Genomic DNA, 25,977 nt, shown 5'->3' with positions numbered 1-25,977 from the left:
GCGCCATCCACCACACGATGGAGAAAAGCGTCATGTCCATGTACAAGCCGTTGATCCTCGCGACCGCAGTGGCCACGCTGGCGGCCTGCGCAACGGTGCCGCAGCCGCTGCAGGGCACGTATACCCAGGTCACGTCCGTTTCCGCCCAGCAGGAAAGCAACGGAGCAAGCGGCGCACAAGTGCGCTGGGGTGGTCAGATCATCGAGACCAAGCCCGGTCCGCAGGAAACCTGTTTCTATATCCTGCAGCGACAGCTGGATGACCAGGCGCGTCCGCACGCGCAAGGTAACGACAGCGGAACGCAGGGTCGCTTCGTGGCATGCCGCGCCGGCTTTTACGATCCGGAAGTATTCACGCATGGCCGCGACATCACCGTCACGGGCGTGATCCAGGGGTCGATGCCGGAGAAGATCGGCGAGTACAACTACGCCTATCCGAAGGTCGAGGCCAATGTCGTTTACCTGTGGCCCGAGCGCGTCACCGTGAACTATGGCCCCGGCTGGTACGACCCGTTCTGGGGCCCCTATTGGGGACCGGGCTGGGGACCGTGGGGTTGGGGTGGCTATGGCTACTACGGCGGTTACTACGGCACGCGCGTCATCGTGCGTCCGCCTCCGGCGCATCGCTGATCCGAAGCTACGAAAACGCCGGCGCAAGCCGGCGTTTTCGTATACCGCTGCAACGGACCCGGCAGTCAGCCCGGCGGCCAGTGCATCTGGCGACCGGCAAGCAGGTGCAGGTGAAGGTGGAATACCGTCTGCCCACCGTATTCGTTGCAGTTGATCACGGTGCGATAGCCCTGGTCGGCCAGGCCTTCCCGCCGCGCATAGGCCGCCGCCGCCAGCAGCACCTTGCCCAGCAGCTCCGCGTCGGCGGGCGTTGCGCCATCCAGTGTGGCGATGGGCTTCTTGGGCACGAACAGCAGGTGCACCGGCGCCTGTGGATTGAGGTCACGGAAAGCCAGCACGTCATCGTCCTCATAGACGATGTCGGCGGGAATTTCCCGACGGATGATCTTGCCGAAAATGGTGTCGCCCATGCCTGACTCCTCGGGGTGCGCTTTGAGCCTGTTTCATGTCTCCCCGTGACGGGCCACGGGGAGACATGAAACAGGCTCTCATGACAACCGCAGCAGCATACCGTGTGCGCCCGGCGCCACCAGCCTGAAACCGAATTTCGCGTAGAGCTCGTGCGCGGTGCCGTCCGCAATGAGCCCGACCATGGTGCGCGACGGCGCCCGCGCATGCACGTCATCCATCAGCGCCTGCATGATGCGCCTGCCCAGGCCCTTGCCCTGCCACGCGGGCGTCACGGCGATATCGACCACGAACAGGAACAGCCCGCCATCACCCACGATGCGGCCCATGCCGACCAACTCGCCGTCGTGGCGCACGCACACCGAACTCCAGCTGGCCGGAAGCCCGAGCGCGGCGCCCTCTTCCGACATCTGGCTGAGGCCTGCCGCAGCACGCAGCGCGCGGTATTCCCCGTTGCCGGGAACAGCCTGGGTCAGAACGGGTTCCATCGCATCAATCCAGCGACTGGCGACTGCCGAAGGCGTGCGCCAGCGTGCCGCGATCGACGAATTCCAGCTCACCACCCAACGGCACGCCATGCGCAAGCCGCGTGGGCCGCACGTTGCCAGCGCGAGCGAGCTGGGCAAGGTAATGCGCCGTCGCTTCGCCTTCCACAGTGGGGTTGGTGGCGATGATCATTTCCTCGATCTCGCCTTCGGCCAGGCGCTCGGCCAGCCGGTCCAGGCCCAGCTCTTCCGGGCCCAATCCATCCAGCGGCGACAGGCGCCCCAGCAACACGAAATACTGGCCGCGATAACCGGTGGCCTGTTCGATGGCCGCCAGCTCCGTCGGCGACTCCACCACGCACAGCACCTGTCGGTCGCGACTGCTGCTGGCACACAGCGTGCACACCGGGGTTTCGCTGAAATTGCGGCAGCGCGAGCAATTGCCGATCTCGCGCATCGCCTGCGCCATCACCTGGGCCAGGCGCTGCCCGCGCTCGCGATCGCGCTCCAGCAGATGGAAGGCCATGCGCTGCGCGCTCTTGCCGCCCACACCGGGCAGGCAGCGCAAGGCTTCGATGAGGTCGGTAAGCAGCTTGCTCATGGATCAAAAGTCACTGTAGGAGCGCACCTTGTGCGCGACCGCGGCGATGCGTCGCCACCGTTGTTACCGACTTTCGCCGCATGGCCACGATGACATCTCCGCTCCGTAGGTTGTCGCGCACAAGGTGCGCTCCTACAAAAGAGCGTCAGAACGGCATCTTGAAGCCGGGCGGCAGGTTCATGCCGGAGGTCACGCCGCCGAGCTTGTTCTTGCTGACGTCGGCCACCTTGTTGACCGCGTCGTTGATCGCGGCAGCCACCAGGTCTTCGGCCATCTCCGGGTCATCGGCAAACAGCTTGCGGTCGATCTGCACGCGGCGCACTTCGTGCGCGCCGGTCATCAGCACTGTCACCAGTCCACCGCCGGCGCTGCCGGTCACTTCAAGCTTGGCGATCTCTTCCTGCGCACGCTTCATTTCTTCCTGCATGCGCTGGGCCTGCTGCATCAGCTGACCGATCTGTCCTCTCATGACTCACTCCGCTATCTCTGTCAGTTATCAAACGGCTTGACCGACTGGGGCACCACTCGCGCGCCAAACTCGCGCTTGAGTGCCTGCACCAACGGATCTTCCTCGATGGATTGTTCCGCGGCCGACTGCGCGGCTTCACGCGCATTGGCCGCACGGGCCGCCGGCGTTTCGACCGTCGTGCCATGTTCTTCGACGAAGCGCAGCTTCACGCGGTCACCCAGCGCCTGGCTGACGCGCTCCTCCATCTGGCTGACCATGGGCTCCACCGCCAGATGCATGTGCATGGGCTGCAGGGCGAGAACCAGGGTCTGCCCCTCGCGACCGCGCAGGGCCGCGTTCTGGGCAAGCTGGCCCAGCGGGCCGCGCAGGTTCGCCTGCTCGATCAGGGTGTCCCAGTGCGGCAGGCCGTTCGCGTCCACCGACACGGGCGCCCGCGCAGGCGCTGCGGCGGGCGGCGCCACGGGTGCCGGCGCAGGCGCGGCACGGGCTGGCGACGGCTGCGCCACGCTGGCCATGTGCATGCGTTCGTTGGCCACGGGCGCGGCGGCGCGCGGCGTCGGCGCAGCGGCACGCGGAGCGGCGCTGGCGGCAGGACGCTCGGCCGGCGAGCCACCGCCGTCGGCCGGACGAAACGCCAGCATGCGCAGCATGGCCATCTCGAAACCGGTGCGGGCATCGGGCGCCATCGAAAGGTCACGACGGCCCGTGGTGGCAATCTGGTAGTACAGCTGCACGTCTTCCGGCGCCAGTTCCTGCGCCAGCCCGGCCAGCGCGCCGTCGTCGTTGCCGTGCTCTTCCGGGCGATACCCCGGCACCAGCTGGATGAGCTGGATGCGATGGAGCACGCTGGCCAGGTCGTCCAGCACGCCACCGAAATCCGGCGAGAACGAGGCGATGCGCGTGCATTCGGCCATCAGCGCTTCGCCGTTGCCCTCGACCAGCGCCTGCAGCAGGCCCAGCACCTGGCCGCGCGCGACGCTGCCCAGCATGGCGCGCACGTCGTCCACCTTCAGCGCGCCGCCGCCATAGGCGATGGCCTGATCCAGCAGCGACAGACCGTCGCGCAGCGAACCGTCCGCGCCACGCGCCAGCTCGGCGATGGCGGCGTCTTCGTACGAAATGTTTTCCGCACCCAGAATGTGCCGCATCTGCCCGGAGATCTGCTCCGGCAACAGGCGCTTGAGATTGAACTTCAGGCAGCGCGACAGCACGGTGACCGGCAGCTTCTGCGGGTCGGTGGTGGCGAGCAGGAATTTGACGTGCGGCGGCGGCTCTTCCAGCGTCTTGAGCAACGCATTGAAGGCCGGCTTGGAAAGCATGTGCACCTCGTCGACCAGGTACACCTTGAAACGGCCGCGGGCGGGGGCGTACTGCGCGTTCTCGATCACTTCGCGCACATCGTCCACGCCGGTGTTGCTGGCCGCGTCGATTTCCAGCAGGTCCACGAAGCGACCCGCGTCCACCGCGGTGCAGACAGCGCACTCGCCGCAGGGATCGGCCGACTCGCCGCGCTCGCAGTTCAGCGATTTGGCGAAGATGCGTGCGATGGTGGTCTTGCCCACGCCGCGCGTACCGGTGAACAGGTAGGCGTGGTGCATGCGGCCAGTGTCGAGCGCGTTGGTGAGCGCTCGGACCACGTGCTCCTGCCCGACGAGTTCAGCGAACTTGCGGGGGCGCCATTTGCGCGCGAGTACCTGATAGGACATTCCGGTATACCTTGGGGCAAGTCCCGATTGTGCCAAGTGGATGGGGGATAAGTCAGCATTGACTATCACGACTTGGCGGGGGCCCGAAAAGGCGGCGGCCCTGCCAGCCACACCCCGGCACCCGAATCATTCGCTACCGTTGCTCCCTTCCGGGCCTGGCGGAGTTTACGAACTATCGTCGCGGGGGGACCGACAGGGCCACCATAGAGACGTGCTTTATGCGTCGACCTGGAGCCGTCGCTCGGTTTCACTCACTGGCGGAGAGGGCGGGATTCGAACCCGCGATACGGGGATAAGCCGTATACACACTTTCCAGGCGTGCTCCTTCAACCACTCGGACACCTCTCCGCAATGGTGAAACCGCTCGCCGGGGACTCACGTCCCGGCAAAGAGGCGAAAGGATAGCGGGCCCGGCCCGTTCACACAAGATAGCCCGGGCCGGTCTCAGCTAGTCCTGCGGCTCATCCCGCAGGAACACCGGCAGGTCGGTGGCGGGCGGCTTCGCCGGCACCTGGTAGAACATGTCCGCCACGAAACCCCGGTGGTAGGTGGCGTGGTTGACCACGTGCAGGATGATCTCCTCGCGGGTCATCCGCCCCTGCCCGCCCCCGATGAACTCGAACGACACGACCTCGGCCGCCTGCCCGGGCGTCAGTGACGAGGCATAGTCCAGGTACCACGCATTCATGGCTTGCTGGCGCGTCCAGAGTTCATCCAATGGGAGCGGCTCGGGCGTGTTGCGACTGGTGTAGCCGTGCGCCCCGCCCTGCAAATGCGCCCTGAAAATGTCGTCCACCACCCAGGTGTGGCTGAGCGTGCGCAGCATGTTGCCGAAGATCGTGGCGCGCGGCGCCGTCGACGCACCCTCCGGCAACGCCGCCACCGCCCCATAGGTCAAACGGTCGGCCCAGGCGCGATAGCGAAGCAGCTTGCGGACGTGATGCATGGACAACGTTCCCTGGCGTGACTAAATGGACGATCAACCGGCTTCGGGGCGTGCAGGCGCAGGCTCCGGAAGGCTAACCCGCTCGCCGGTACGCGCGATGGCATAACCGCGCGAGGCCAGCACCTGGCCATCCGCTTCGCTGCCGTAGTGATACAGCCTGAAACGGGAACGCCATGCCTCCGGGTAATCCCGCTCGATGTCATCGATGCCGGTGTGGGAAGGATTACCGACCAGCCCGCAGTCATGCGCGATCAACTCGGTACCGGCCGCCACGCGTGCGAGCACTTCGGGAATCGGACGCGTGTCGCCGGTATAGGCAAAGCTGCCGGCCAGGGCCACGCCGTAGGACGTGCCCGCCATGTGGTGGCGCGTACCGAACACATCGAACCACAGACCATCCAGCCAGAACCCGCGCGTGCAGGGCACCAGCCGGAAGGCCTCCCAGAAATTGACGCCGCCCTCGGCCAGCACGTTCGGATAATCCGCTACGCGCGCCTGCAGCCAAGGCATCAGCCCGGCATGCACGAACAGCTTGGTGCGCCCGCGCCATGCCTCGTCAAACCACAGACGGAAGAACAGGCGCTCCATGCCACCTACGTGATCCATGTGCGTGTGCGTGATGTAGAGCGCCTCCGGCGGCTGGCCGTACGCAGCCTGATAGCGGTCCAGCGTGTCCGGCCCGCAATCGATCAGCAGCAACGGCTCGCCATCGCGCTCCAGCACCACGGCGGACGAGCCCAGTTCCACGGCATGCGCCGCACCGACACCAAGGAAATGCAGGGACCAGTTCATGCTCTCAGCGTACGCTCGTAGCGGTAGATCAGGGGTTTCCACAAGGTTTCTTCAAAAACTGGCTCGCCCTTCACGGCGGCGCCCAGCTTCACCAGCGAGCGGCGCAGGCGCAGCAGATTGGCCCGCTGCCAGCTGTCGTCCGGTTCGCGCAGGCGGCCGCGATCAAGATCGATCAGGTAGAGCTCGTCATCGGTCACCAGCACGTTGTGCGCGTTGAGGTCGGCATGCCAGATGCCGGCGCGGTGGAATCGCGCCACCAGCGCCCCGACCAGTTCGGCCATCTCGCCATCCAGCCTTCCGGCCGCCAGGCATTCGGCCAGCGTCTGGGCATCGGGGATACGACGGGTGATGAGGTCCGCGCCGTAGAACAGGCCGTGGCGCTGGTAACGGCAGGCCACGGGCGGCGCACTGGGCAGGCCCAGTGCAGCGATATGGCCAAGCAGGCGGAACTCACGAAAGCTGCGCGTGTGATCGGCGCCCTTCCACAGGTAGCGATCCCCCATCAGTTTCGCCACCATGCCGCCGCGCCGGTAATGGCGCAGCACGCATTCGCCCGCCGGCGTATCAATAATGGCAACACCACCGCGCCCACCCGACTGGTGGCGCAAGGCGCCCTGCTCGCGCCAGACCTCCGGCTCGAACCAGCCGTCGTCGACTTGTGGCGACACGGCCGGGTCGAACAGAATCGCACCCGTGGTGCCTTCGCGAATTCGTTCCTGCATCGCCATCTGTACGCCAGACGCCCGCCCGCGGCCCAAGTCCGGTAATTCTAGCCGAGGGTCGCACCGAATCCATGCCATAACCGCCCTGATCCCTACGCCTCATGCCTACGCCTGCTTCCCTCTGCCTCCTGCGCACCTCGGCCATCGGTGACGTCACCCATGTCGTGCCCCTGGTGCGGACGCTGCAGGCGGCCTGGCCACAGACCGATCTGACCTGGATCGTAGGCAAGCTCGAGCGCCGCCTGGTGGGCGACCTGCCGGGCATCAATTTCGTTACCTTCGACAAGGGTGCCGGCCTGGCCGGCATGCGTGCCGTTGGCGATGCACTGAAAGGGCAACGCTTCGACGCCCTGCTGCAAATGCAGGTGGCGCTGCGCTCCAACGCGCTGAGCCTGTTCATCAAGGCGCGCCAGCGCATCGGTTACGACAAGGCCCGTGCGAAGGATGGCCATGGCCTGGTGATCAACGAACGCATTCCCGCCCGCACCGGCGAACACGTGCTGGACGCCATGGGCAGCTTCTGCGAACCGCTGGGACTGAAGCAGACTCAGGTGCGCTGGGATATCCCGATTCCCGAAGACGCCCACGCGTGGGCCGCCGAACAGCTGCCGGGCGACCAGCCGACCTTGCTGGTCAGCCCCACCTCCAGTCACCAACTGCGCAACTGGCGTCCGGAGCGCTATGCGGCAGTGATGGACCATGCAGCCTCGCGAGGCTGGCGCGTGGTGCTGGTGGGCGGCCCCTCGCCGCTGGAGCGAAGCATGGCCGATGCTGTGCTGGCGGCCTGTCGCCAGGCCCCGCTGGACCTGACCGGCAAGGACACGCTGAAGAAGATGATGGCCATGCTGGTGCGCGCGCCCATGCTGCTCACGCCGGATTCCGGCCCGATGCACATGGCCAATACCGTGGGCTGCAAGGTGCTGGGGCTGCACGCCGCCAGCAATCCGGAACGCTCCGGCCCCTATTCCGATCGCCGCTGGTGCGTGGACAAATACAACGAAGCGTCGCTGGCGTTCCTCGGCAAGCCGGCCAGCGAGATTCCCTGGGGCACCAAGATCGAAAAACCCGGCGTGATGGATCTGATTGCGGTGAATGATGTCATCGACCGCTTCGAGGCCTGTGCCGATCACCTCGGCCTGGCCCGATAAGCAACGCCGGTGGGAGCGCACCCTGTGCGCGACTGCCGTTCCCAGATGAAGCCGGGAGGCAGTCGCGCGCAAGCGCGCTCCTACACCGAGCAGTGCGCTTACTTGGCCTTGTAGTCCTGGTACGACTTCTCTTCCACCAGCTGCGAGCCCAGCTTGAGGTTGATCTCGCGCTTCACCGCCGCGCGGTCGTCGTTCTCGAAGTACACCGCACGGGCCAGCTCGATGAACTCGGCATCGAACGCCTGGGCCTTTTCCTTCAGGCGGATGCGGTCTTCGATATCCCACAGCCGTTCGTTCACCGCCAGCAGGCGGGCGCGCTCGGCAGAGATATCGGTTTTCGAGGCCGGGTGACCGGCCCAGGTGGCATTGAGCAGGTCCAGCTCGGTGCGCACATTGGCCAGCTTGGCGGCATCGCTGATCTGCTTGGATTTGATTTCCAGGATCGTGATCTTGTCGATCAGCTCGCCGTAGGAAACCGGGACTTGGATGAGGCTCATGGGAACTCCAAAAGAAGGAACGTTGTCCGCTGACGTGCCGGTCACGGTGGCCGACCGAGAAAGCGCTCATCATAAGCGGTCCGGCCCGATCATTCAGTCCATCCTTCAGACTGCCCGGCTAGACTGGTCACGCAACATTTTCCCATTGGAGAGAAAGTTCATGTTCACCCCCCGTATTGCCGTGTTGTCGCTGGCAGCCCTGCTGGCCATCAGCCCGTTCGCCGCCAGCGCCCAGCAGTCGGCGCCGCGCAACGGCGTGCTGGTCCGCAACGACGGCATCTACCTCCGCTGTGACCAGTGCGGCACCGTGGAATCCATCGACCAGAACATCACGCAGGGCAACGACCACAGCATGGCCGGCACCATCATCGGCGGCATCGCCGGCGGCGTGCTGGGCAACCAGGTCGGCAAGGGCAAGGGCAACACCCTCGCCACCGTGGCCGGCGCCGTCGGCGGCGGTTATGCGGGCAACCGCATCGGCGCCAACAGCGGCCGCCCGAACGCGAGCTACACCTTGCGCATCCGCATGGGCAATGGCGCCTTCAGCAACATCACCGTGGCCGACGCCAGCGCCATCCGCCAGGGCGATCTGGTGCAGATCGACCCGCAGGGCAACATCACCCGCATCCAGTAATCCGCGAGCGACTGCCAAAGAAAAAGCCGACCCTCGCGGGTCGGCTTTTTTCATGCGCCATCAGCGCCCGGATCGTCGCAGGCGCGCCTCGATATCATCGAAGAACGCCGGCGGCAGCACGGCCCGCACCGGCACGGACCACCAATGGGCCTGGGCGAAGGCGCGGCATTTCACGGCGTCCTTTTCGGTCATCAGCACCGGGCTTTCGTCACCGAACGCGAGATCGCACGCCACGAAGGCGTGATGGTCCGCAAACGGATGCTCGACCACCTGCAGCCCCTGGGCGCGCAGGCTGGCGAAGAAGCGCACCGGGTACCCGATAGCCGCCACCGCATGCACGGTCTGGCCGGCGAAATCCGCCAAAGGCTGCGTATGGCCGTCGAGCAGCGCCTGCACGGTACCGCCCCGCAGTTCCATCGGCACATCGCCGGGCGTCACCATGCCGCCGTTGCACACGCGGAAACTGACTTTCTGCAGTCGGGACAACGGCTCGCGCAGCGGCCCGGCCGGCAGCAGACGGCCATTGCCGAAGCGGCGCACGCCATCGATGACACAGACCTCCAGGTCGCGCGCCAAGGCGTAGTGCTGCAGGCCGTCGTCGGCGATCACCAGATCGCAGCCAGCCGCCAGCAGCAAGCGGGCTGCCGCCGGCCGGTCACGACCCACCGCCACCGGCACGCCACTGGCGCGGATCAGGCAAGGCTCGTCACCCACTCGCGCGGGTTCCGGTGCATCGTCGAGCAGCAACGGTTCTTTCTGCGAACCACCGTAACCGCGACTGACCACGCCGGGCTTGTAGCCACGCTTGCGCAGCGCATCGGCCAGCGCGATGGTCAGCGGCGTCTTGCCGGTGCCACCCACGCTCAGGTTGCCGATCACGATCACCGGAACCGGCAAGCGCACGCTGCGCAAGACGCCGACGCGATAGAGGCCGCGGCGGAGTGCCGTCAGCGCACCGTAGAGCCAGGACAACGGACCGGCCCACCACGGTGCACGGCCCGTGCCGTACCACGCCGCCTCGAGCCGTTCGGCCAGCGTCACGCGACGGCCTCAGTCACCGGGCTGATGGTGGAACTGCATGCGATGCAAGGCGGCGTACTGCCCGTCCTGTGCCAGCAGTTCCGCGTGGGTGCCACGCTCGATGATGCGGCCGCGATCCATCACGGCGATCTGGTCGGCATGCTCGATAGTGGACAGGCGGTGGGCGATCACCAACGTCGTGCGGTCTTTCATCAAGCCCTGCAGCGCCTGCTGGATCAGGCGCTCGGACTCGGTATCCAGTGCACTGGTCGCCTCGTCCAGCACCAGGATCGGCGCGTTCTTGAGGATGGCGCGCGCGATGGCGATGCGCTGGCGCTGGCCGCCGGAAAGCCGGTTGCCGCCCTCGCCGATCTGGCTGTGGATGCCGTCGGGCAGGCCCACGATGAACTCCATCGCGTGCGCCGCTTCGGCGGCCGCGATGATGTCCTGCTCACTGGCGCCGGCCAGTTCGCCATAGGCGATGTTCTCGGCCACGGTGCCGTCGAACAGCACCACGTTCTGACCCACCCAGGCGATCTGGCGGCGCAACGAGGCCAGCGTGTAGTCCTCGTAGTTCTCGCCGTCCAGCAGGATGCGGCCCCGGCTGGGTTCATTGAAGCGCGGCAGCAGGCTGACCAGGCTGCTCTTGCCGCTGCCCGAACGCCCCACCAGTGCGGTCACGGTGCCCGGTGCGCAGTACAAGTCCACGCCGGACAAGGCTTCGAATTCGCCGAGCGGATAAACCAGCCCCACGTCGTCAAAACGCAGGTCGCCCTTGGTGCGTTCCAGCACCTTGGTGCCGTTATCCACCTCGGACGGAAGGTCCATCACCGCGAACAGGTTCTCAGCTGCCGAAATGCCCGTCTGCATGTTGGACTGCACATTGGTCAGTCGCTTCAGCGACGACAGCATGCCGCCCATGGCGGTGAGCACGGCAATGAACACACCCGGCGAAATATGGTCGATCTGCGAAGGGCGCGAAGCCAGGAACACCATGCCCGCCAGTGCCAGCGAAGCCACCGTCTGGATGGACGAGCCGGAAATCGCACTGGTGGCGATGATCTTCATGTTGAGGTAGCGCGCGCGGTCGGACACCTGCTTGAAGCGGTCATCGGCCTGCTTTTGCCCGCCATAGATGCGGACCTCGCGATTGGCCTTGATCATCTCGTCCACCGTGCCGGTGACCGAGCCCATCATGCCCTGGATGCGCTTGCTGACCACGCGATAGCGGCGACTCACCGCCGAGGCGATGAGCACGATGGCCGGCACCAGGATCAACAGCGCCGTGGTGAGGTACACGCTCTTGTGCAACATCACCACGATCATGCCGATGACGGTGATGCTTTCCGTCACCGCCACCTTCAGCGCATCGGTGGAGGCGCTGGCGACTTGCTCACTTGTATAGGTGATGCGCGAGACCTGATGACCGGAGTGCTCGCTGCCGAAGAACGACGCTGGCAGTCGCAGGTAGGCGGCGAATACGTCGCGCTGCATGGATTGCACCACGTTGCGCGCCACGTAACCCATGCCGTAATTGCTGATCAGGATGGCCACGCCACGCACGGCGAAGATGCCGACGATCCACCACGGCATCCAGCGGATCAGGTACGGGTCTTTCTTCTCCAGCAGCGTGTCCATGATCGGCTGCAGCTTGCTGGTGAAATAGGCCAGCGCGCCGCCGTCCAGGGCAAAGCCGATGACCGCGATCAGGATCACCGGCCAGTAGCGCGCCGAGTAGCTGAGCAGCCGCTTGTAGACTTGCCGGCTTTTTGCGTCCCACAGCGCGACCTTCTTCTTGCCGTCGCTCATGGACCCGTGCCCGACTGAGTCGGCGTCGTGGCGATGGACAGCTTGGTAAAGCCCAACTGGCCCAGCGCATCCATGGCCGTCACCACGTTCTGGTGCGGGGTCATGGCATCTGCGCGGATGGTCACCTGGCGTTCGCGGTCGTCACCGGCCACGTTGGCAATGGCCTGCTTCAGCGGCTCCACGCCTTCGCCGTGGACTTCATCGCTGCCCACGAAGAAATGGCCATCGCGATCCACCACCACGGTGAGCGCGGGCGCCTGCATGTCGCGCTCTTCCGCGCTGGCCTTGGGCAGGGTCACCTGCATCCGCGAGTGCTGGATGAAGGTGGTGGTCAACACGAAGAACATCAGCAGGGTAAGCAGCACGTCGATCAGCGAGATCACGTTGATCTCGAAATCGTCTTGCCGACGGTCGTTGCCGATACGCATGCGTCAGCTCGCGCTCGACTCGGTGGTGGCGCGCGCGCGGGCGCGCGGGGCCGTTGCCTGGTTCGCGGTCAGCTCGTCCAGCAGTGCGGTCGCCTGCTTTTCCATCTCCACGCAGTAACCGGCCACCTTGGAACGGAAGTAGCGATGCAGCACGTAGGCCGGAATCGCCACGATCAGGCCGGTCGCGGTACAGATCAGCGCTTCGCCGATGCCTCCGGCCATCTTCATGGGATCCCCCACGCCGCCGCGCATCACTTCCATGAACATGCGGATCAGGCCGATCACTGTACCCAGCAGGCCGAGCAGCGGGCCGATCAGCGCGATGGTGCCCAGCGTGTTGAGGTAACGCTCCATGCGGTGCACGACGTGGCGACCGGTGTCCTCGATGCGCTCCTTGATGAGCTCGCGCGGACGGTTGCGCACGGCCAGCGCAGAAGCCAGCAGCTCACCCAGCGGGGAGCCATTGGCCAGCGTGGTCAAATGGTTCGGATCGAGCTGGCCCGTGCGGGCCCAGTTGCGCACTTCCTCGCCCAGGCCGGGCGGCAGCACCGAACGACGGCGCAGGGTCCAGCAACGCTCCAGCACGATTGCCAACGCAACCGCCGAACAGATCAGGATGGGCAGCATCGCCCAGCCACCAGCCATCAGGATTTCCAGCACAACGACTCCGGGCCGCTTCAGATAGTCAGGAAGCTCGCATCATAACAGTCTCACCCAACCGTTCCGCGGCACGGGTGGCAGTTGCGAAGGTCATGTGAATGGGGTCGCACGGTGCTCCCCGCAAGCCTCCCGCACCCGCGCCGGGCTCATTCGCGCCAGTAGCGAGACTGGCGCTGTCGCCAGGTTTCTGCCACGTAGGGCGGCCGGTCGGGAGGGGCGTTCACCTGGATGGCACCGGACGTGGCCGTGTTCAGCCATGGCACGCCCGCCACGTCGTAGCGCTGCATCACCGCGGCATTGGGATGATGAAAGCGACTGCGCCACCCCGCCGACACCAGGGCCAGCACGGGCGAGGTGGACTGGATGAAGCCCGGGCTGGAGGAGGTCCGGCTGCCGTGATGCGGCACCGACAGCACCAGCGGCGGCCCGGGCGGCAAGGCGGTAGCCACCACGGGCTCGATGGCCGAGGTGATATCCCCAGTGAGCAAGGCACGGCCGCCCCTCCCCTCCACCAGCAGCACGCATGACCGGTCGTTGGCCGGCCCACCGGCAGCGCCCGAAGGCAGCACCCGCACGGTCACTCCGTCCCACTGCCAGGCCATGTCCGGCGAGCAGGTCGTCATGGCCATGGGCAAACGCTCCGGCTCGCCGGAGATGCGTTCCGCCTCGGGGAAAGCAGCAGCCACGGCCGGCACGCCGCCAGCGTGATCGTTGTCGGCATGACTGGCGACGAGCAGGTCCAGGCGGTGGATACCAAGCGCATGCAGAGAGGGAAGCACCGCCGCCTCGCCGAGGTCGAAATCCGACGGATAACGCGCCCCCGCGTCATAGACCAGCGCGTGATGTTCGGTGCGTACCACCACGGACAAGCCCTGCCCCACGTCCAGTGCCCACATCTGGAATCCTCCCTGTGCCGGAAGATCCCGCGAAGGCCACAGCAGCGGCAGGAACAGCAGGCCGCCCAGCCAGCGCATGGGCATGCCTCGCGGCATGAACAACCACAGCGCACCCAGCGTAGCGAAGATCAGTGCCACACCCTTCACTTCCGGCAGGTACCAGTGCGCGCCCGGCCATGTCGCCATCTGCTCCAGCAGCCACCACTGCGCATGGGCAAGCCACGCGGCACACCAGAACACCGGCTGCGCCAGCGGCGGACACAGTCCCAGCAGGATCATCCCGACCAGGGTCACCGGCACGATGACAAAACTGACGAATGGCACGGCAATGAGGTTGGACAACGCCCCCACCAGCGACGACTCGCCGAAGAACCACATGGTGAGCGGCAGCAGTGACAGCGTCATCACCACCTGGCCCGCCGAAAGCTCGTGCAGGAAACCGCGCAACCCCCTGCCCTGCGTCGTCATGCAGATCATCAGGAACGCCACACCCACGAACGACAACCAGAACCCCGCCGACAACACCGACAGCGGATCGACCAGCAGCACGGCAACCAGCGCGAGCGCGAGCGTCTGCAACCCGGTGGGATGGCGCCGCGAACAGCGCGCCAGCGCCACCACGCCAATCATCAGCAGGGTTCGCACCGTCGGCAGGCCAAACCCCGCGAGCGCTCCGTAGATGCCCGCCGCCAGCATTGCCGATGCGGCCTGCGCCTGCACCCGTGGCAAGCACCACCCCAGCCACGGAACGCACACGTAGAGCAGACGCGCGAACCACACGCCGAACAACGCCGCCACGCCGACATGGAAGCCCGAAATGGAGATCAGGTGGGGAATGCCATTGGCGCGCGCCACCTCCCAGTCATGCTGGCTCAAGCCTCGTATGTCGCCCACGGAAAAGGCCTGCAGCAAGGCGGCATCGTGCGGATCGACTACGCGCGTGGCGATGCCCCGGCTGATGGCCTGACGAATGGCATTGATGCAGAAGCCGGGATTTCCCAACGGCACGCTGTCCCCACCGTTGCGCACGTACCCCACCGCCGCGATGCCACGCTCGAGTGCACTGCGTTCGCTGTCCGAACCGCCGGGGTTGAGCATCCCGCGCGGACGCTTGAGCCGCACCATCAACTGCCAGCGGCTGCACGGCTGGACGTCGGGGGCACCGTTGTACCAGTTCACCCGCACACGGCCATGCAAAGGCAGCGGTTTCGAACCGAAGAACGCTTCCTCGACGTCCAGCAGAAAACCGGTGGCATCGTTGCGCGCCAATGGCAGGTCGACGACGCGCCCGATGACGCGGAAATCCTGCCCTTCCAGCTCGCGCGGCAGCCGTGCGTCCATCGCCGCAGCGCCACGCCAACAAGCCCAGGCAACGCCGAACAGGCACCACGCCAACGCGCGCGCCCACGACCCGCACCGCGACAGCGCGAGGGCGACGCCGGCGCATGCAACGCAGAATCCCGTCGAAGGAAGCGTCACCCACCACTGCACCACCAGCACGCCAAGCAGCAGCATGATGGCGGGCACCAGCGCACCGTCCTTGCGCACCGCCTGCTCCCTTCCGGAGGAAAGGGATCAGCGTAGTCAGTGGCGGGCGGAGACGTTCCCGAAAAACGTGTAGGCGTGAATGAAAGACGCCGCCCTCGGGCGGCGTCCAGATCAGGCGAAGACTTTCTCGACCAGCTCGCCGTTGTGCAGCTCCAGCGTGCGGTCCATGCGTCGTGCCAGGCGATGATCGTGCGTGACCAGGATGAAGCTGGTGCCGATCTCGCGATTGAGCTCCAGCATCAGGTCGTACACCTGCGCGGCGTTGATCTCGTCGAGATTGCCGGTGGGCTCATCGCCCAGCACCACCGCCGGGCGCGTTACCAGCGCGCGGGCCACGGCGCTGCGCTGGCGTTCGCCACCGGAAAGCTCGGACGGCTTGTGATGCAGGCGCTTGGCCAGCCCCACGCGTCCGAGCAATTCCGTGGCCTGGCGCTCAGCCTCGCTGATCGCCACGCCCCGGATCAGCAACGGCATGCACACGTTTTCCAGTGCGGTGAATTCCGGCAGCAGATGGTGGAACTGGTAGATGAAACCCATCGAGCGATTGCGCACGCGGCCACGTTCGGCATCGGACAGGCTGGACAGGTTCTGCCCGTCCACTTCCACCTCGCCACGCGTAAGCGTGTCCAGGCCGCCCAGGATATGCAGCAGCGTGCTCTTGCCCGAACCGGAGGCGCCCACGATGGCCAGCGTCTCGCTGCGCTTCAGCGTGAAGTTGACGTTGGAGAGCACATCGGTTTTCAGGTCGCCTTCTTCGTACGTCTTGGCGATGTTGCTGGCGCGCATCACCACGCCGTCATGGGAATTCATCGGCTTACTCATAACGCAGCGCCTGCGCAGGCTGGGTGCGCGACGCACGCCAGGCGGGATAAAGGGTGGCCAGCAGCGAGAACAGGAAGGTGATCAAGGCTACCCAGCCCACGTCGCTGGGGTCCAGTTTGCTGGGCAGTTCGCTGATGTAATAGACGTCCGGCGAGAGGAAGGTCACGCCCGTGACGTGCTCGATCCACTTGACGATACCCGGCAGCTTCCACGAGAGCAGCGAGCCGAGGCCCACGCCAAAAAAGATGCCGACAAAACCGACCAGCACGCCCTGCACCATGAACATGCCCATGATGCTGCGTGGTGTTGATCCCAGCGTGCGCAGAATGGCGATATCGGCCTGCTTGTCCGTCACCAGCATCATCAGCATGGAGATGAGGTTGATCACCGCCACCAGGATGATCAGCGAGAGGATGATGAACATCACCTTCTTCTCCATCGAAATGGCAGAGAAGAAATTGGCGTGGCTGTCCATCCAGGTATCCACGCGATAGACCTGCCCCAGCTGGTCGGCCAGCTCGCGAGCCACTTCGCGCGCATTGAACATGTCATCCAGCTTCAGGCGGATGCCGGTGGGACCACCCAGGCGATTGAGCCGCTCGGCATCGGTCATGTTGACCAGGGCCAGGCCGGAGTCGAACTCCTGCATGCCCATCTCGAACACGCCCGACACGGTGAAGGTGCGCAGGCTGGGCACGCTGCCCGTGATGGGCGAGGACTGGAACGAAGGCACCGCAACGATGACCTTGTCGCCCAACGCCACGCCCAGCTGCATGGCCAGCTCACGTCCCAGCACCACGTTCCAGCTGCCGGGCACCAGCGTGCCGAGTTTGCCTTCGACCATGTGCTGGTCAATGTCCGACACCTTGGGCTCTTCCGACGGCTCGATGCCGCGAATCAGTCCACCGGTGGAACGGCGCGCCTGGAAAAAAGCCTCCGACTCCACGTAAGGCGCGGCGCCCTTCACGTGCCGGTTCGCCTCGGCGATCTTCACCGCGCGCGGCCATTCGGCCACGGCCTGGCCGGGCATGCCCGATACGGTGGCGTGCGAAATCGCACCGAGCACGCGTGTGCGCAGCTCGTCGCCGAAACCGTTCATCACCGACATCACCGTGATCAGCGCGATCACGCTGATGGAGATGCACACGATGGAGACGGTGGAAATGAAGGAAATGAACTGGTTGCGACGCTTGGCGCGGGTGTAACGCAGGCCGATGAAAAGCTCTAGCGGTCGGAACATTAGGGCGGTCGCTTGATGATTATTGGGGGCTGGCCGCCCGAATGGCGGGATTATCGCCTGTAACGCGGCCAAACCGTAGGACCGCGTTCAGCGGCCAGAGTGCCCTGCCGCCTCGAGCTGGGCCAGGCGCATGCGCAGCCGCCGGCGGATATCGGCATCGCTGTTGTCCGGCGCCAGCAACACGCTGACCGGGCGACGCCCCGGCAACGACCAGCGTAGCCACACGGCTACCTCACCGACCACCCGGAAACCGGCCAGCTCGGCGACAACGTCATCCCCCGCCGGCAGCCGCAGGGTCCAGCTTCCATCGCGTGCCCAGCCCGCCGCGTCAACCGGTGCGGACGAGAGGCGCAGCGATGCCTGCCGCAAGGCAAAGACCACCCAAACAGAGATGAGCAGCTGCGCGACCCAGAAAATGGCGCTCAGCCAGACCGAGATCACGGCCAGCAGGGAAACCAGCGAAAGCAGTCGAATCAGCCAGCGCGAGGGCCGGCACTCAAAGCCGATGGCGGGAGCGGATGTCATCGATGATGGCCTGCCAGTCCGGGCGGGTCGCCTTGGCGTGCCCCATCACCCAGTCCCACAGGTCCGGGTCCTGCACGTCCAGCAGTTCATCGAAGGCCTGGCGCTGTGCCTCGTCGGCACCGGCAAAGCGTTCGTCCAGCCAGCCGCCGAACAGCGCGTCGAGTTCGCGGGTGCCGCGGCGGGTGCGCCAGCGGAGGCGTTTGATGCGAGCTTCGTCCATAAGAGCGCGGGGCGCCTCCTATCGAATACTCCCTCTCCCCTTGTGGAAGAGGGTTGGGGAGAGGGGTCAATCTTGCCTCAGTCGGGCAAGTGGAAACTCTATCGCGAGTACCCACCCCTCACCCTACCCTCTCCCCGGAAGGGAGAGGGGAAGAGCAAGCGTCTTAAGTCCGACGCTCGACGATCAGCTTCTTGATCTCCGCAATTGCCTTGGCCGGGTTCAGACCCTTCGGGCAGGTGCGGGCGCAATTCATGATCGTGTGGCAGCGGTACAGCTTGAACGGATCTTCCAGATCGTCCAGGCGGTGGCCGGTATCCTCGTCACGGCTGTCGACGATCCAGCGGTAGGCCTGCAGCAGGATGGCCGGACCGAGGTAACGATCACCGTTCCACCAGTAGCTCGGGCAGCTGGTCGAGCAGCAGGCGCACAGGATGCACTCGTACAGGCCGTCGAGCTTCTTGCGGTCTTCCGGCGACTGCAGGCGCTCACGGTCCGGTGCCGCGCTCTGCGTACGCAGCCACGGCTTGATCGAGGCGAACTGGGCGTAGAAGTGCGTCAGATCGGGCACCAGATCCTTCACCACCGGCATGTGCGGCAGCGGGTAGATCTTCACGTCGCCGGAGGCGCAATCACTGATGGCCTTGGTGCAGGCCAGCGTGTTGGTGCCGTCGATGTTCATGGCGCACGAACCGCAGATGCCTTCGCGGCACGAACGGCGCAGCGTCAGCGTCGGGTCGATTTCGTTCTTGATCTTCAGCAGGGCGTCCAGAACCATCGGACCGCACGCGGCGAGGTCAACCTCGTACGTGTCGATGCGCGGGTTCTGGCCGTCGTCCGGCGACCAGCGATAGATGCGGAAGGTCCGCGGCTTCTTCGCGTCCTTGGCCGGGAAGTTCTTGCCCGGCTGGACCGTGGAATTCTTGGGTAGCGAAAACTCTGCCACGTTTGCCTCACTTAGATTCGTGCTTGCTGTAACAGCTCGTCTTGCGAGCGCCGGTACAACGACCGGGGAACCATCAGGCTCCCCGGCTTGCGATCAGTAAACGCGCTTCTTCGGCGGGACCACTTCGACTTCGTTCGTCATGGTGTACATGTGCACCGGACGGAAATCGAAGCTGGCCTTGCCGTTCTCGTCGACCGCCACCAGCGTGTGCTTCTGCCAGGTGTGGTCATCGCGCTCGGGGAAATCTTCGCGGGCATGTGCACCGCGGCTCTCTTCGCGCTGAGCCGCCGAGTACATGGTGGCCACGGCCTGGTCGAGCAGGTTGGCCAGCTCCAGCGTTTCGATCAGGTCGGAGTTCCACACCAGCGAACGATCGCTGACGCCCACGTCCTTGAACGACTCGCGCACCTTGGAGATCTTCTCACAGCCTTCCTGCAGCGACTCACCCGTGCGGAACACGGCCGCATCGGACTGCATGGTGCGCTGCATTTCGGCGCGGATCTTCGCGGTCGGCTGGCTGCCCTTGGCATTGCGCAGGCCGTCGAAACGGGCGAGCGCCTTGTCCAGCGCGCTGGCCGGCAAGTCCTTGTGGGGAGCGCCCGGCTTGACGATCTCGGCGCAGCGGTTGGCCACGGCGCGACCGAACACCACCAGGTCGAGCAGCGAGTTGGAGCCCAGGCGGTTGGCGCCGTGCACCGACACGCAGGCCGCTTCGCCAATGGCGAACAGGCCCGGCACGACGGCGTCCACGTCGTCACCCTTCTTCTGCACCACTTCACCGTGATAGTTGGTGGGGATGCCGCCCATGTTGTAGTGGACGGTCGGGATCACCGGGATCGGCTCCTTGGTCACGTCCACGCCGGCGAAGATGCGCGCCGACTCGGCGATGCCCGGCAGGCGCTCGTGAATCACTTCCGCGCCCAGGTGCATCAGGTTGATGTGGATGTGGTCCTTGTGCTCACCCACGCCGCGGCCTTCGCGGATTTCCATCGTCATGGCGCGGCTGACCACGTCACGCGAAGCGAGATCCTTGGCGTTGGGCGCATAGCGCTCCATGAAACGCTCGCCGTTGGAGTTGGTGAGGTAACCGCCCTCGCCACGCACGCCTTCGGTGATCAGGCAGCCCGAACCGTAGATGCCGGTGGGATGGAACTGCACGAACTCCATGTCCTGCAGCGCGAGGCCCGCGCGCAGCACCATGCCGCCACCGTCGCCGGTGCAGGTATGGGCCGAGGTGGCACTGAAGTACGCACGGCCATAGCCGCCGGTGGCCAGCACCACGGCCTGGCCGCGGAAGAAGTGCAAAGTGCCTTCGTTCATGTCCAGCGCGAGCACGCCGCGGCACACACCTTCTTCGTCGAAGATGAGGTCGATGGCGAAATACTCGATGAAGAACGTGGCGTCATGCGCCAGCGCCTGCTGGTACAGCGTGTGCAGGATGGCGTGACCGGTACGGTCGGCCGCGGCGCAGGTGCGCTGCGCGGTGCCCTTGCCGTAGTGCGTGGTCATGCCGCCGAACGGACGCTGGTAGATCTTGCCTTCCTCGGTACGCGAGAACGGCACGCCGTAGTGTTCCAGCTCGATGATGGCCGGAATCGCCTCGCGGCACATGTATTCGATCGCGTCCTGGTCACCGAGCCAGTCGGAACCCTTGATCGTGTCGTAGAAGTGGAAGCGCCAGTCGTCTTCGCCCATGTTGCCCAGCGCGGCGGAGATACCGCCCTGCGCGGCCACGGTATGCGAGCGCGTCGGGAACACCTTGGTGATGCACGCGGCCTTGAGGCCCTTCTCGGCCAGGCCGAAGGTGGCGCGCAGGCCAGCGCCGCCGGCGCCAACCACGATCACGTCGTACTTATGCTGTTGGATCTTGTAGCTTTCCATGGAATCAGGCTCCCAGCGCCACGCGCAGCACGGCCATCAGGGTGGCCAGCGTGCCGAGCACTGCAATGAACTTCACCAGCACCAGGAGGGCGACTTCCTTCCAGCGCGTATGCACATAGTCTTCGATCACGACCTGCAGGCCGAGCACCGCGTGCCAGCACATGGCCAGCACGAAGGCCACCAGCAGCAGGGCATTCCAGGGCTTGGCGATGATGCCGCGGGCCGTTGCGTAATCGGAGTGCAGTGCGCCAAGCACCGTCACCACGAACCAGATGCTGAGGAACACCAGCGCCGTGGCGGTAACGCGCTGCATCCACCAGTGGCTCACGCCGGACTGCGCCGAGCCAAGGCCGCGGGCGCGCTTCAGGGGGTTGCGCAACTGCTTGCGCACATCATGCTGCGGACCGTTGGCGCTCATGCGGCACCTCCACAGGTGAACACGCAGACCCACACGATGACGGTCAGCACGATGCTGCCGACGATCGTGAGCCAGCTGGAACGGACGAACTGCGGAATGGCGTAGCCCATCCCACCGTCCTGGAACAGGTGACGGATGCCGTTGCACAGGTGGTAGAAAAGTGCCCACGACCAACCAAACAGCAGCACCAGGCCGAGCGGACTGCCCATGCAGGTCTTGAACTGGTTATAGCTGTCCTCGCCGCTGGCGAGGGACCAGACCCCCCACAGCACGAGCAGGGTTCCGACGGAAAGGGCAATGCCGGTAGCGCGGTGCACGATGGAGGTCACCATCTGCACTTGCCACTTATATATGCCCATGTGGGGAGAGAGCGGTCGTTGCGTGTCTGCCATGGCGGCTATCCTGGGTGGAATCGCTGATGCCCTATACCGCCCTTCCCTTACCCGACGACGCCGGCGCGGAGCCGGCGCGGCGCGATCAGAAGTCGATACAGCGCCCGTTTTTTTCCCAATCGCCGTAACGGGTGGGATCCGGGGCCGGTTGCTCCTTCGTCGTCTTTTCCGTTGCCGGAACGGCAGGCACGGTCACCTGTTCCGCAGGAACGGAAACAGGCGTGGACTTGGTTTGGGAGGACGTATCGGACATGGTGTTTGAAAGCCGTAAAAGCGTAATACCTGCGTTAATGCAGCACAACCTTGACGGCAGTGCGTTCGTCTGCCAGTAGGGTCGGCAGTACTTGCATCTCCCGCCCCCTGCCCTTACCTCGCCCAGCTATGACGACAGAATACTCCGCCCAGACCCTGCTGCTTGAAGGTGCCGATGCCGCTGCGTTCGCGCAGGCCCAGTTCAGCAGCAACGTCCAGTCGCTGGCCGTCGGCACATGGCAGTTCGGAGCCTGGCTCGACGCGCAGGGGCGCGTGCTCGCCCTGTTCCACCTTGCGCGACTGGCCGATGACGCTTTCCTGGTGTTGCTGCGCGGTGGCGACGCCGCGCCGATGGCGCAATCGCTCCAGCGTTTCGTCTTCCGCTCCAAGGTGAAGGTGACGGTGCCCGGCCCACGCCCCCTCGGCCGCGGGCCCGCGGTGGAGACTTACGCTGTCCATCGTGAAGGCGATGCCTACGTGATCGGCTGCGGCGATCACAGCCTGATCGTCGGCGCAGCATCTTCCAACGACGCATGGCGACTGCCGCAGATTCGCATGGGCTGGCCGTGGTTGCCGGACGACGTGCTCGGCAAGCTGCTGCCGCAATCGCTGTCGCTTGAACGACTTCAGGCCGTTGCGTTCGACAAGGGCTGCTACCCGGGCCAGGAGATCGTTGCGCGCCTGCACTATCGCGGCGGGCTCAAGCGGCATATGCATTGCGTCGTATTGTCGCAGCATGCAACGGGGGGCACCGTGCTGCACCAACGCGGCGAGAACGGCATCCAGTTGCTTGATGTCGTCGACGCTGACGCCACCGTTTCGGCGCTCGCTGTCATAGACGATGGTCTAATGAATGCGATCGAAAACGCGTCGAACATCGTCACCAATGAAGGTGTCTCGCTGAACGTTCTCGATAGCTGGCCAGCGTGATGAAAACGCCGTTGCGCAAGGATTCACGTTTGAAATGACAATGTGAGCGTGGTGTGAACCTGAACTGCCTGGCACTTGCCAGATCGGAAACCGGCCACTAGGCTCCGCCAACCAATTCGACGACACCCCACTGCCCGAGGGTGTCGACATACGCGACGAACCGGAGGGGTCCGGATCGGCGCGACCCGGTAGTGATACCGGTGTACATGCCGCCCCATGCGCGGCCAGAAGTTGCAGGCACGAGGTCGTTCAGTACCCGAGCAATGCCTTTGCAGCACAACCAGTTTTGAGTGGTACCGGATCAACCGCTCGAGTGGCCACAATCCCGTGGCGAGCCGCCTGACCACAAGTTTCGGTCGCGGTGATCAATCCAGGTGGAACGGCCTGCCCGCCCGTCCACCGCAACGGCGCGCGAAGTCAGCATTACCGACCTCGAACGTACAGCACGCTGGAGGCAGACAATGAAACTTTCGATGCTGTTGTGGTTAGCGTCCGTGCTACCCCAGCCCCTCGCGGACCAGACCTGCCTGGCCACGACGGTTTATCTCGAGGCACGCAGTGAGTCGACCATCGGCCAGTACGCCGTGGCCGAAGTGGCCCTTCGTCGTCGCGATCGCGGCACCTGGGGCGGTAGCGTTTGTGAGGTCGTTACCTCCCCGCGTCAGTTCGCGCTGACGACAACCGCGAGCACTTTCGAAGTCACCGATCTCAACTCCTGGACCAAGGCGTGGAAGATTGCGGGTGACTCGATCAGCAACTGGAGCCTGCCGCAAGGAGAGCGCACGGTATACGTGCCACGCGCAGACGCCTTCGCCACACTCGCCGTCACACCCACATGGTCGAACAAGCGCGTCAAGACCATCGGCGAACACGCCTTCTACGTGGTCAACAATTAACCAGCGCAACCATGCCGCATAAAAAAAGGCCCTCTTTCGAGGGCCTTTTCATTTGGACGTCCAGACGTCTTTTTTATCAGAGACGATAGACGAGGTTGTTGCGGATCTGCACGTAGTCCCCGGTGCGAACCTGCGGATCGGCCGCCTGCGTCACCGTTGCATAGCGACCATCGTCCAGCTTGATCGTAACCTGCCACGCAACGTCCGGGCCTCCGGAGTTCTTGCCCACCTGGTTGCCAATGGCGCCGCCGGCAACGGTACCGGCAACGGTGGTCAGCACTTTGCCGCTGCCACCGCCGAACTGGTTGCCGATCACGCCACCGGCAATGCCGCCGATGACCATGCCAAGCGGCGACGAGCTCTTCTGCGTCTCGATCTGCCGCACATCACTCACCACGCCACACTGCTCGCACCGATTGGAAGAACCGCTATAGACGGTCTGCCGCTGCGGCGGCGTTTCACATCCCGAAAGAAGCGCTACAGCAGCAACCAGCCCTACGACAGCCAAACGTCGAAGCAGTGTATCCATGGCGTGAATCCTCAGTGAGCGTCGGAAACGGCTACCACACCTTCCTGCACCTGGAGCCTGTCGCCCGGATCGTGGTCCATGCGCACAGTGCGGGTAACACCGTTGTACTCGTAACTCACGTCGTACGCCACCACCTTATCGCCACCATTACCGGGCACCGTTTCGCAATGACGCTGGGTGCTCTGCTGGGTGGCATTTGCCTGATGGTTCTTCTGGATTTCATGGCCGGCATAACCGCCGCCCACGGCGCCGGCAACGGTCGCCAGCGTGCGGCCCTTGCCGCCGCCCACCTGGTTGCCCAGCAGGCCACCTGCCACGGCACCAATGGCCGTGCCGGCGATCTGGTGCGTGTCCTGCACCGGCTTGTGCGTCGTCACCACCTCGTCATGGCACACCTGCTGCGGCGCGCTCGCGGCATCACGGACCGGGGTCACACTGACGACGCGCGCGTACTTGGCGCCATTGGCGCCGCCATCCTGTTGCGCCATGCCGCCCACGCCACCGTCCGCATTCGCGTCCTTGTTGCATGCCGAAAGACCCAATGCCAATACACCGGCGAAGCCGACATGCAGCGCCGAAACGACCAACCTGTTCATAATGCTCTCCTGTCTGGACCTACGGAGCGCCCCGCTCCGAGCTCGAATTCGATCCAAGCACAAATATTGAACCTCTCGATCACTGAATATTTGCTTAGACCGAAACCAGCCATTTTTCCAAATTCAGGACACCCAATACTGTGCTCGAACTCACCGACAGCCATGCGCACATCGATGATGCGAGCTTTGCGGCCCATTTACCGGCCATGTTCGAGCGCGCCAGCGAGGCTGGGGTACGCCATATCGTGGTGCCGGCGATCGACCAGGCCTCGTGGCCGCGGATCGAGGCCCTCTGCGCCTCATATGCCCAGGCCCACCCCGCCTACGGCATGCACCCCATCTATATCGACCAGCACCGCCCCGAGCACCTCAGCGAGCTCAGGACGTGGCTGGAGACCCATCGCGCCGTCGCTGTGGGCGAGATCGGACTTGACTATTTCTTGACCGACCTCGATGTCGGGCGGCAACGCGAATACTTCCAGCAGCAGCTGCGCATGGCCCGCGACTTCGATCTGCCCGTGATCGTGCACGCCCGGCGCGCCATGGACGAAGTCACCTCCACCATGCGTCGCATGGGCGGCCTGCGCGGCGTGGTCCACAGTTTCTCCGGCAGCCTGCAGCAGGCCGAAAGACTTTGGGAAATGGGTTTCCATATCGGCATGGGCGGCCCGGTGACGCATGAACGGGCGCAACGCCTGCGCGGCATCGTTGCACGTATGCCCATCGAGCACCTGCTGCTCGAAACGGATGCACCGGACCAGCCCGGCGCCTGCCATCGCGGCGAACGCAACGAGCCCGCATATATCGTCGAAGTGCTGGACACCATCGCGCAGCTGCGCAACGAAAGCGCCGAAACCGTCGCACAAGCTACCACCGAAAACGCCAGGCGCCTGTTCCGCCTGCCCTGATGCTTGCGGACCATGCAGGCCCGAGGC

General features: G+C 65.1%; 31 protein-coding genes, 1 tRNA gene and 1 other RNA gene. 6 read left to right on the top strand and 27 right to left on the bottom strand.

Translation table 11 applies throughout. The features are described from left to right. The first annotated feature begins 32 nt into the window (after positions 1-32). Positions 33-629: a Slp family lipoprotein gene (locus tag H8F01_RS17455; protein WP_187056317.1), complete on the top strand. Its 597-nt coding sequence runs from the start codon at positions 33-35 to the stop codon at positions 627-629. 65 nt (positions 630-694) lie between these two features. Here H8F01_RS17455 and H8F01_RS17450 read toward each other — a convergent pair whose 3' ends face one another. The 10 genes from H8F01_RS17450 to H8F01_RS17405 form a co-directional block, all read right to left on the bottom strand. Beyond that, positions 695-1,039 (bottom strand): histidine triad nucleotide-binding protein, encoded by a 345-nt coding sequence (locus tag H8F01_RS17450; protein WP_187056316.1) that lies wholly within the window; start codon positions 1,037-1,039, stop codon positions 695-697. 78 nt (positions 1,040-1,117) lie between these two features. Beyond that, entirely contained in the window at positions 1,118-1,525 is a 408-nt protein-coding gene (locus tag H8F01_RS17445; RefSeq protein WP_187056315.1) for a GNAT family N-acetyltransferase, read from the bottom strand. Positions 1,526-1,529: 4 nt separating this feature from the next. Next, positions 1,530-2,123, bottom strand: coding sequence for a recombination mediator RecR (gene recR, locus H8F01_RS17440; protein ID WP_187056314.1), 594 nt, complete (start codon positions 2,121-2,123; stop codon positions 1,530-1,532). 145 nt (positions 2,124-2,268) lie between these two features. Then, entirely contained in the window at positions 2,269-2,592 is a 324-nt protein-coding gene (locus H8F01_RS17435; protein WP_187056313.1) for a YbaB/EbfC family nucleoid-associated protein, read from the bottom strand. A 20-nt stretch (positions 2,593-2,612) separates the two neighbouring features. Continuing rightward, entirely contained in the window at positions 2,613-4,298 is a 1,686-nt protein-coding gene (gene dnaX, locus H8F01_RS17430; RefSeq protein ID WP_187056312.1) for a DNA polymerase III subunit gamma/tau, read from the bottom strand. Between the two features lie 98 nt (positions 4,299-4,396). Further along, an RNA gene (gene ffs, locus H8F01_RS17425) (signal recognition particle sRNA small type) lies at positions 4,397-4,493 on the bottom strand. Positions 4,494-4,553: 60 nt separating this feature from the next. Next, a tRNA-Ser gene (locus H8F01_RS17420) sits at positions 4,554-4,646 on the bottom strand. 100 nt (positions 4,647-4,746) lie between these two features. Then, positions 4,747-5,244, bottom strand: coding sequence for a DinB family protein (locus tag H8F01_RS17415; RefSeq protein WP_238481033.1), 498 nt, complete (start codon positions 5,242-5,244; stop codon positions 4,747-4,749). Positions 5,245-5,277: 33 nt separating this feature from the next. Then, positions 5,278-6,036 (bottom strand): MBL fold metallo-hydrolase, encoded by a 759-nt coding sequence (locus H8F01_RS17410; protein ID WP_187056310.1) that lies wholly within the window; start codon positions 6,034-6,036, stop codon positions 5,278-5,280. Further along, positions 6,033-6,764, bottom strand: coding sequence for a 3-deoxy-D-manno-octulosonic acid kinase (locus H8F01_RS17405; protein WP_187056309.1), 732 nt, complete (start codon positions 6,762-6,764; stop codon positions 6,033-6,035). Before H8F01_RS17405 ends, H8F01_RS17410 begins: the two co-directional genes overlap by 4 nt. Positions 6,765-6,859: 95 nt before the next feature. On the opposite strand from H8F01_RS17405, the gene H8F01_RS17400 reads away from it, so the two are divergent. Beyond that, positions 6,860-7,906, top strand: coding sequence for a glycosyltransferase family 9 protein (locus H8F01_RS17400; protein WP_187056308.1), 1,047 nt, complete (start codon positions 6,860-6,862; stop codon positions 7,904-7,906). A gap of 98 nt (positions 7,907-8,004) precedes the next feature. Here H8F01_RS17400 and H8F01_RS17395 read toward each other — a convergent pair whose 3' ends face one another. Beyond that, positions 8,005-8,403 carry a DUF6165 family protein gene (locus H8F01_RS17395; protein ID WP_187056307.1) on the bottom strand — a complete coding sequence of 133 codons (399 nt, stop codon included), beginning with the start codon at positions 8,401-8,403 and terminating at the stop codon, positions 8,005-8,007. A gap of 160 nt (positions 8,404-8,563) precedes the next feature. On the opposite strand from H8F01_RS17395, the gene H8F01_RS17390 reads away from it, so the two are divergent. Continuing rightward, on the top strand, positions 8,564-9,037 hold the full coding sequence (locus tag H8F01_RS17390; RefSeq protein ID WP_187056306.1) for a glycine zipper 2TM domain-containing protein: 474 nt from the start codon (positions 8,564-8,566) through the stop codon (positions 9,035-9,037). Between the two features lie 60 nt (positions 9,038-9,097). On the opposite strand, the gene lpxK is transcribed toward H8F01_RS17390, so the two are convergent. From lpxK to H8F01_RS17320, 14 genes are all read right to left on the bottom strand, one after another. Next, positions 9,098-10,078 (bottom strand): tetraacyldisaccharide 4'-kinase, encoded by a 981-nt coding sequence (gene lpxK, locus H8F01_RS17385; RefSeq protein WP_187056305.1) that lies wholly within the window; start codon positions 10,076-10,078, stop codon positions 9,098-9,100. 9 nt (positions 10,079-10,087) lie between these two features. Next, positions 10,088-11,866: a lipid A export permease/ATP-binding protein MsbA gene (gene msbA / locus H8F01_RS17380; RefSeq protein WP_187056304.1), complete on the bottom strand. Its 1,779-nt coding sequence runs from the start codon at positions 11,864-11,866 to the stop codon at positions 10,088-10,090. Beyond that, positions 11,863-12,294 (bottom strand): ExbD/TolR family protein, encoded by a 432-nt coding sequence (locus tag H8F01_RS17375; protein WP_187056303.1) that lies wholly within the window; start codon positions 12,292-12,294, stop codon positions 11,863-11,865. Before H8F01_RS17375 ends, msbA begins: the two co-directional genes overlap by 4 nt. 3 nt (positions 12,295-12,297) lie before the next feature. Next, positions 12,298-12,939: a MotA/TolQ/ExbB proton channel family protein gene (locus H8F01_RS17370; protein WP_187059351.1), complete on the bottom strand. Its 642-nt coding sequence runs from the start codon at positions 12,937-12,939 to the stop codon at positions 12,298-12,300. Positions 12,940-13,100: 161 nt separating this feature from the next. After that, the gene (locus H8F01_RS17365) at positions 13,101-15,398 is read right to left on the bottom strand and encodes a DNA internalization-related competence protein ComEC/Rec2 (RefSeq protein ID WP_187056302.1); all 2,298 of its coding nucleotides are present in this window, start codon (positions 15,396-15,398) and stop codon (positions 13,101-13,103) included. A gap of 111 nt (positions 15,399-15,509) precedes the next feature. Next, entirely contained in the window at positions 15,510-16,208 is a 699-nt protein-coding gene (lolD, locus tag H8F01_RS17360) for a lipoprotein-releasing ABC transporter ATP-binding protein LolD (RefSeq protein WP_187056301.1), read from the bottom strand. Positions 16,209-16,212: 4 nt separating this feature from the next. After that, positions 16,213-17,460 carry a lipoprotein-releasing ABC transporter permease subunit gene (locus H8F01_RS17355; protein ID WP_187056300.1) on the bottom strand — a complete coding sequence of 416 codons (1,248 nt, stop codon included), beginning with the start codon at positions 17,458-17,460 and terminating at the stop codon, positions 16,213-16,215. Positions 17,461-17,547: 87 nt separating this feature from the next. After that, entirely contained in the window at positions 17,548-17,985 is a 438-nt protein-coding gene (locus H8F01_RS17350) for a hypothetical protein (RefSeq protein ID WP_187056299.1), read from the bottom strand. Beyond that, positions 17,957-18,205: an FAD assembly factor SdhE gene (locus H8F01_RS17345; RefSeq protein WP_109125948.1), complete on the bottom strand. Its 249-nt coding sequence runs from the start codon at positions 18,203-18,205 to the stop codon at positions 17,957-17,959. The genes H8F01_RS17350 and H8F01_RS17345 overlap by 29 nt, the downstream gene beginning before the upstream one ends. A gap of 163 nt (positions 18,206-18,368) precedes the next feature. Then, a complete protein-coding gene (locus H8F01_RS17340; protein WP_187056298.1) occupies positions 18,369-19,148 on the bottom strand; it encodes a succinate dehydrogenase iron-sulfur subunit in 780 nt (259 codons plus the stop codon). A gap of 93 nt (positions 19,149-19,241) precedes the next feature. After that, a complete protein-coding gene (sdhA, locus tag H8F01_RS17335; protein ID WP_187056297.1) occupies positions 19,242-21,029 on the bottom strand; it encodes a succinate dehydrogenase flavoprotein subunit in 1,788 nt (595 codons plus the stop codon). Between the two features lie 4 nt (positions 21,030-21,033). Next, on the bottom strand, positions 21,034-21,447 hold the full coding sequence (gene sdhD, locus H8F01_RS17330; RefSeq protein WP_187056296.1) for a succinate dehydrogenase, hydrophobic membrane anchor protein: 414 nt from the start codon (positions 21,445-21,447) through the stop codon (positions 21,034-21,036). Further along, positions 21,444-21,839, bottom strand: coding sequence for a succinate dehydrogenase, cytochrome b556 subunit (gene sdhC, locus H8F01_RS17325; protein ID WP_187056295.1), 396 nt, complete (start codon positions 21,837-21,839; stop codon positions 21,444-21,446). Before sdhC ends, sdhD begins: the two co-directional genes overlap by 4 nt. Before the next feature lie 85 nt (positions 21,840-21,924). Continuing rightward, positions 21,925-22,092: a DUF1674 domain-containing protein gene (locus H8F01_RS17320; protein WP_187056294.1), complete on the bottom strand. Its 168-nt coding sequence runs from the start codon at positions 22,090-22,092 to the stop codon at positions 21,925-21,927. 59 nt (positions 22,093-22,151) lie between these two features. Here H8F01_RS17320 and ygfZ point away from each other — a divergent pair, with 59 nt between their 5' ends. Continuing rightward, entirely contained in the window at positions 22,152-23,021 is an 870-nt protein-coding gene (gene ygfZ / locus H8F01_RS17315; protein ID WP_238481270.1) for a CAF17-like 4Fe-4S cluster assembly/insertion protein YgfZ, read from the top strand. A 461-nt stretch (positions 23,022-23,482) separates the two neighbouring features. Further along, positions 23,483-23,917 (top strand): cell wall hydrolase, encoded by a 435-nt coding sequence (locus H8F01_RS17310; protein ID WP_187056293.1) that lies wholly within the window; start codon positions 23,483-23,485, stop codon positions 23,915-23,917. Positions 23,918-23,993: 76 nt separating this feature from the next. Here H8F01_RS17310 and H8F01_RS17305 read toward each other — a convergent pair whose 3' ends face one another. Together H8F01_RS17305 and H8F01_RS17300 are read right to left on the bottom strand one after the other, a co-directional pair. Beyond that, positions 23,994-24,446, bottom strand: coding sequence for an outer membrane lipoprotein (locus tag H8F01_RS17305; protein WP_187056292.1), 453 nt, complete (start codon positions 24,444-24,446; stop codon positions 23,994-23,996). Between the two features lie 11 nt (positions 24,447-24,457). Then, positions 24,458-25,042, bottom strand: a complete 585-nt coding sequence (locus H8F01_RS17300) for a glycine zipper 2TM domain-containing protein (protein ID WP_187056291.1) — start codon at positions 25,040-25,042, stop codon at positions 24,458-24,460. A gap of 140 nt (positions 25,043-25,182) precedes the next feature. Between H8F01_RS17300 and H8F01_RS17295 the strand changes: the two genes are divergently transcribed. Beyond that, entirely contained in the window at positions 25,183-25,950 is a 768-nt protein-coding gene (locus H8F01_RS17295; protein ID WP_187056290.1) for a TatD family hydrolase, read from the top strand. Positions 25,951-25,977 lie beyond the last annotated feature (27 nt).

Source organism: Dyella telluris, assembly GCF_014297575.1.
Taxonomy (GTDB): domain Bacteria; phylum Pseudomonadota; class Gammaproteobacteria; order Xanthomonadales; family Rhodanobacteraceae; genus Dyella; species Dyella telluris.
Note: the sequence above shows the minus strand (reverse complement) of the source record. Positions and strands in the feature narration are given on the sequence as shown.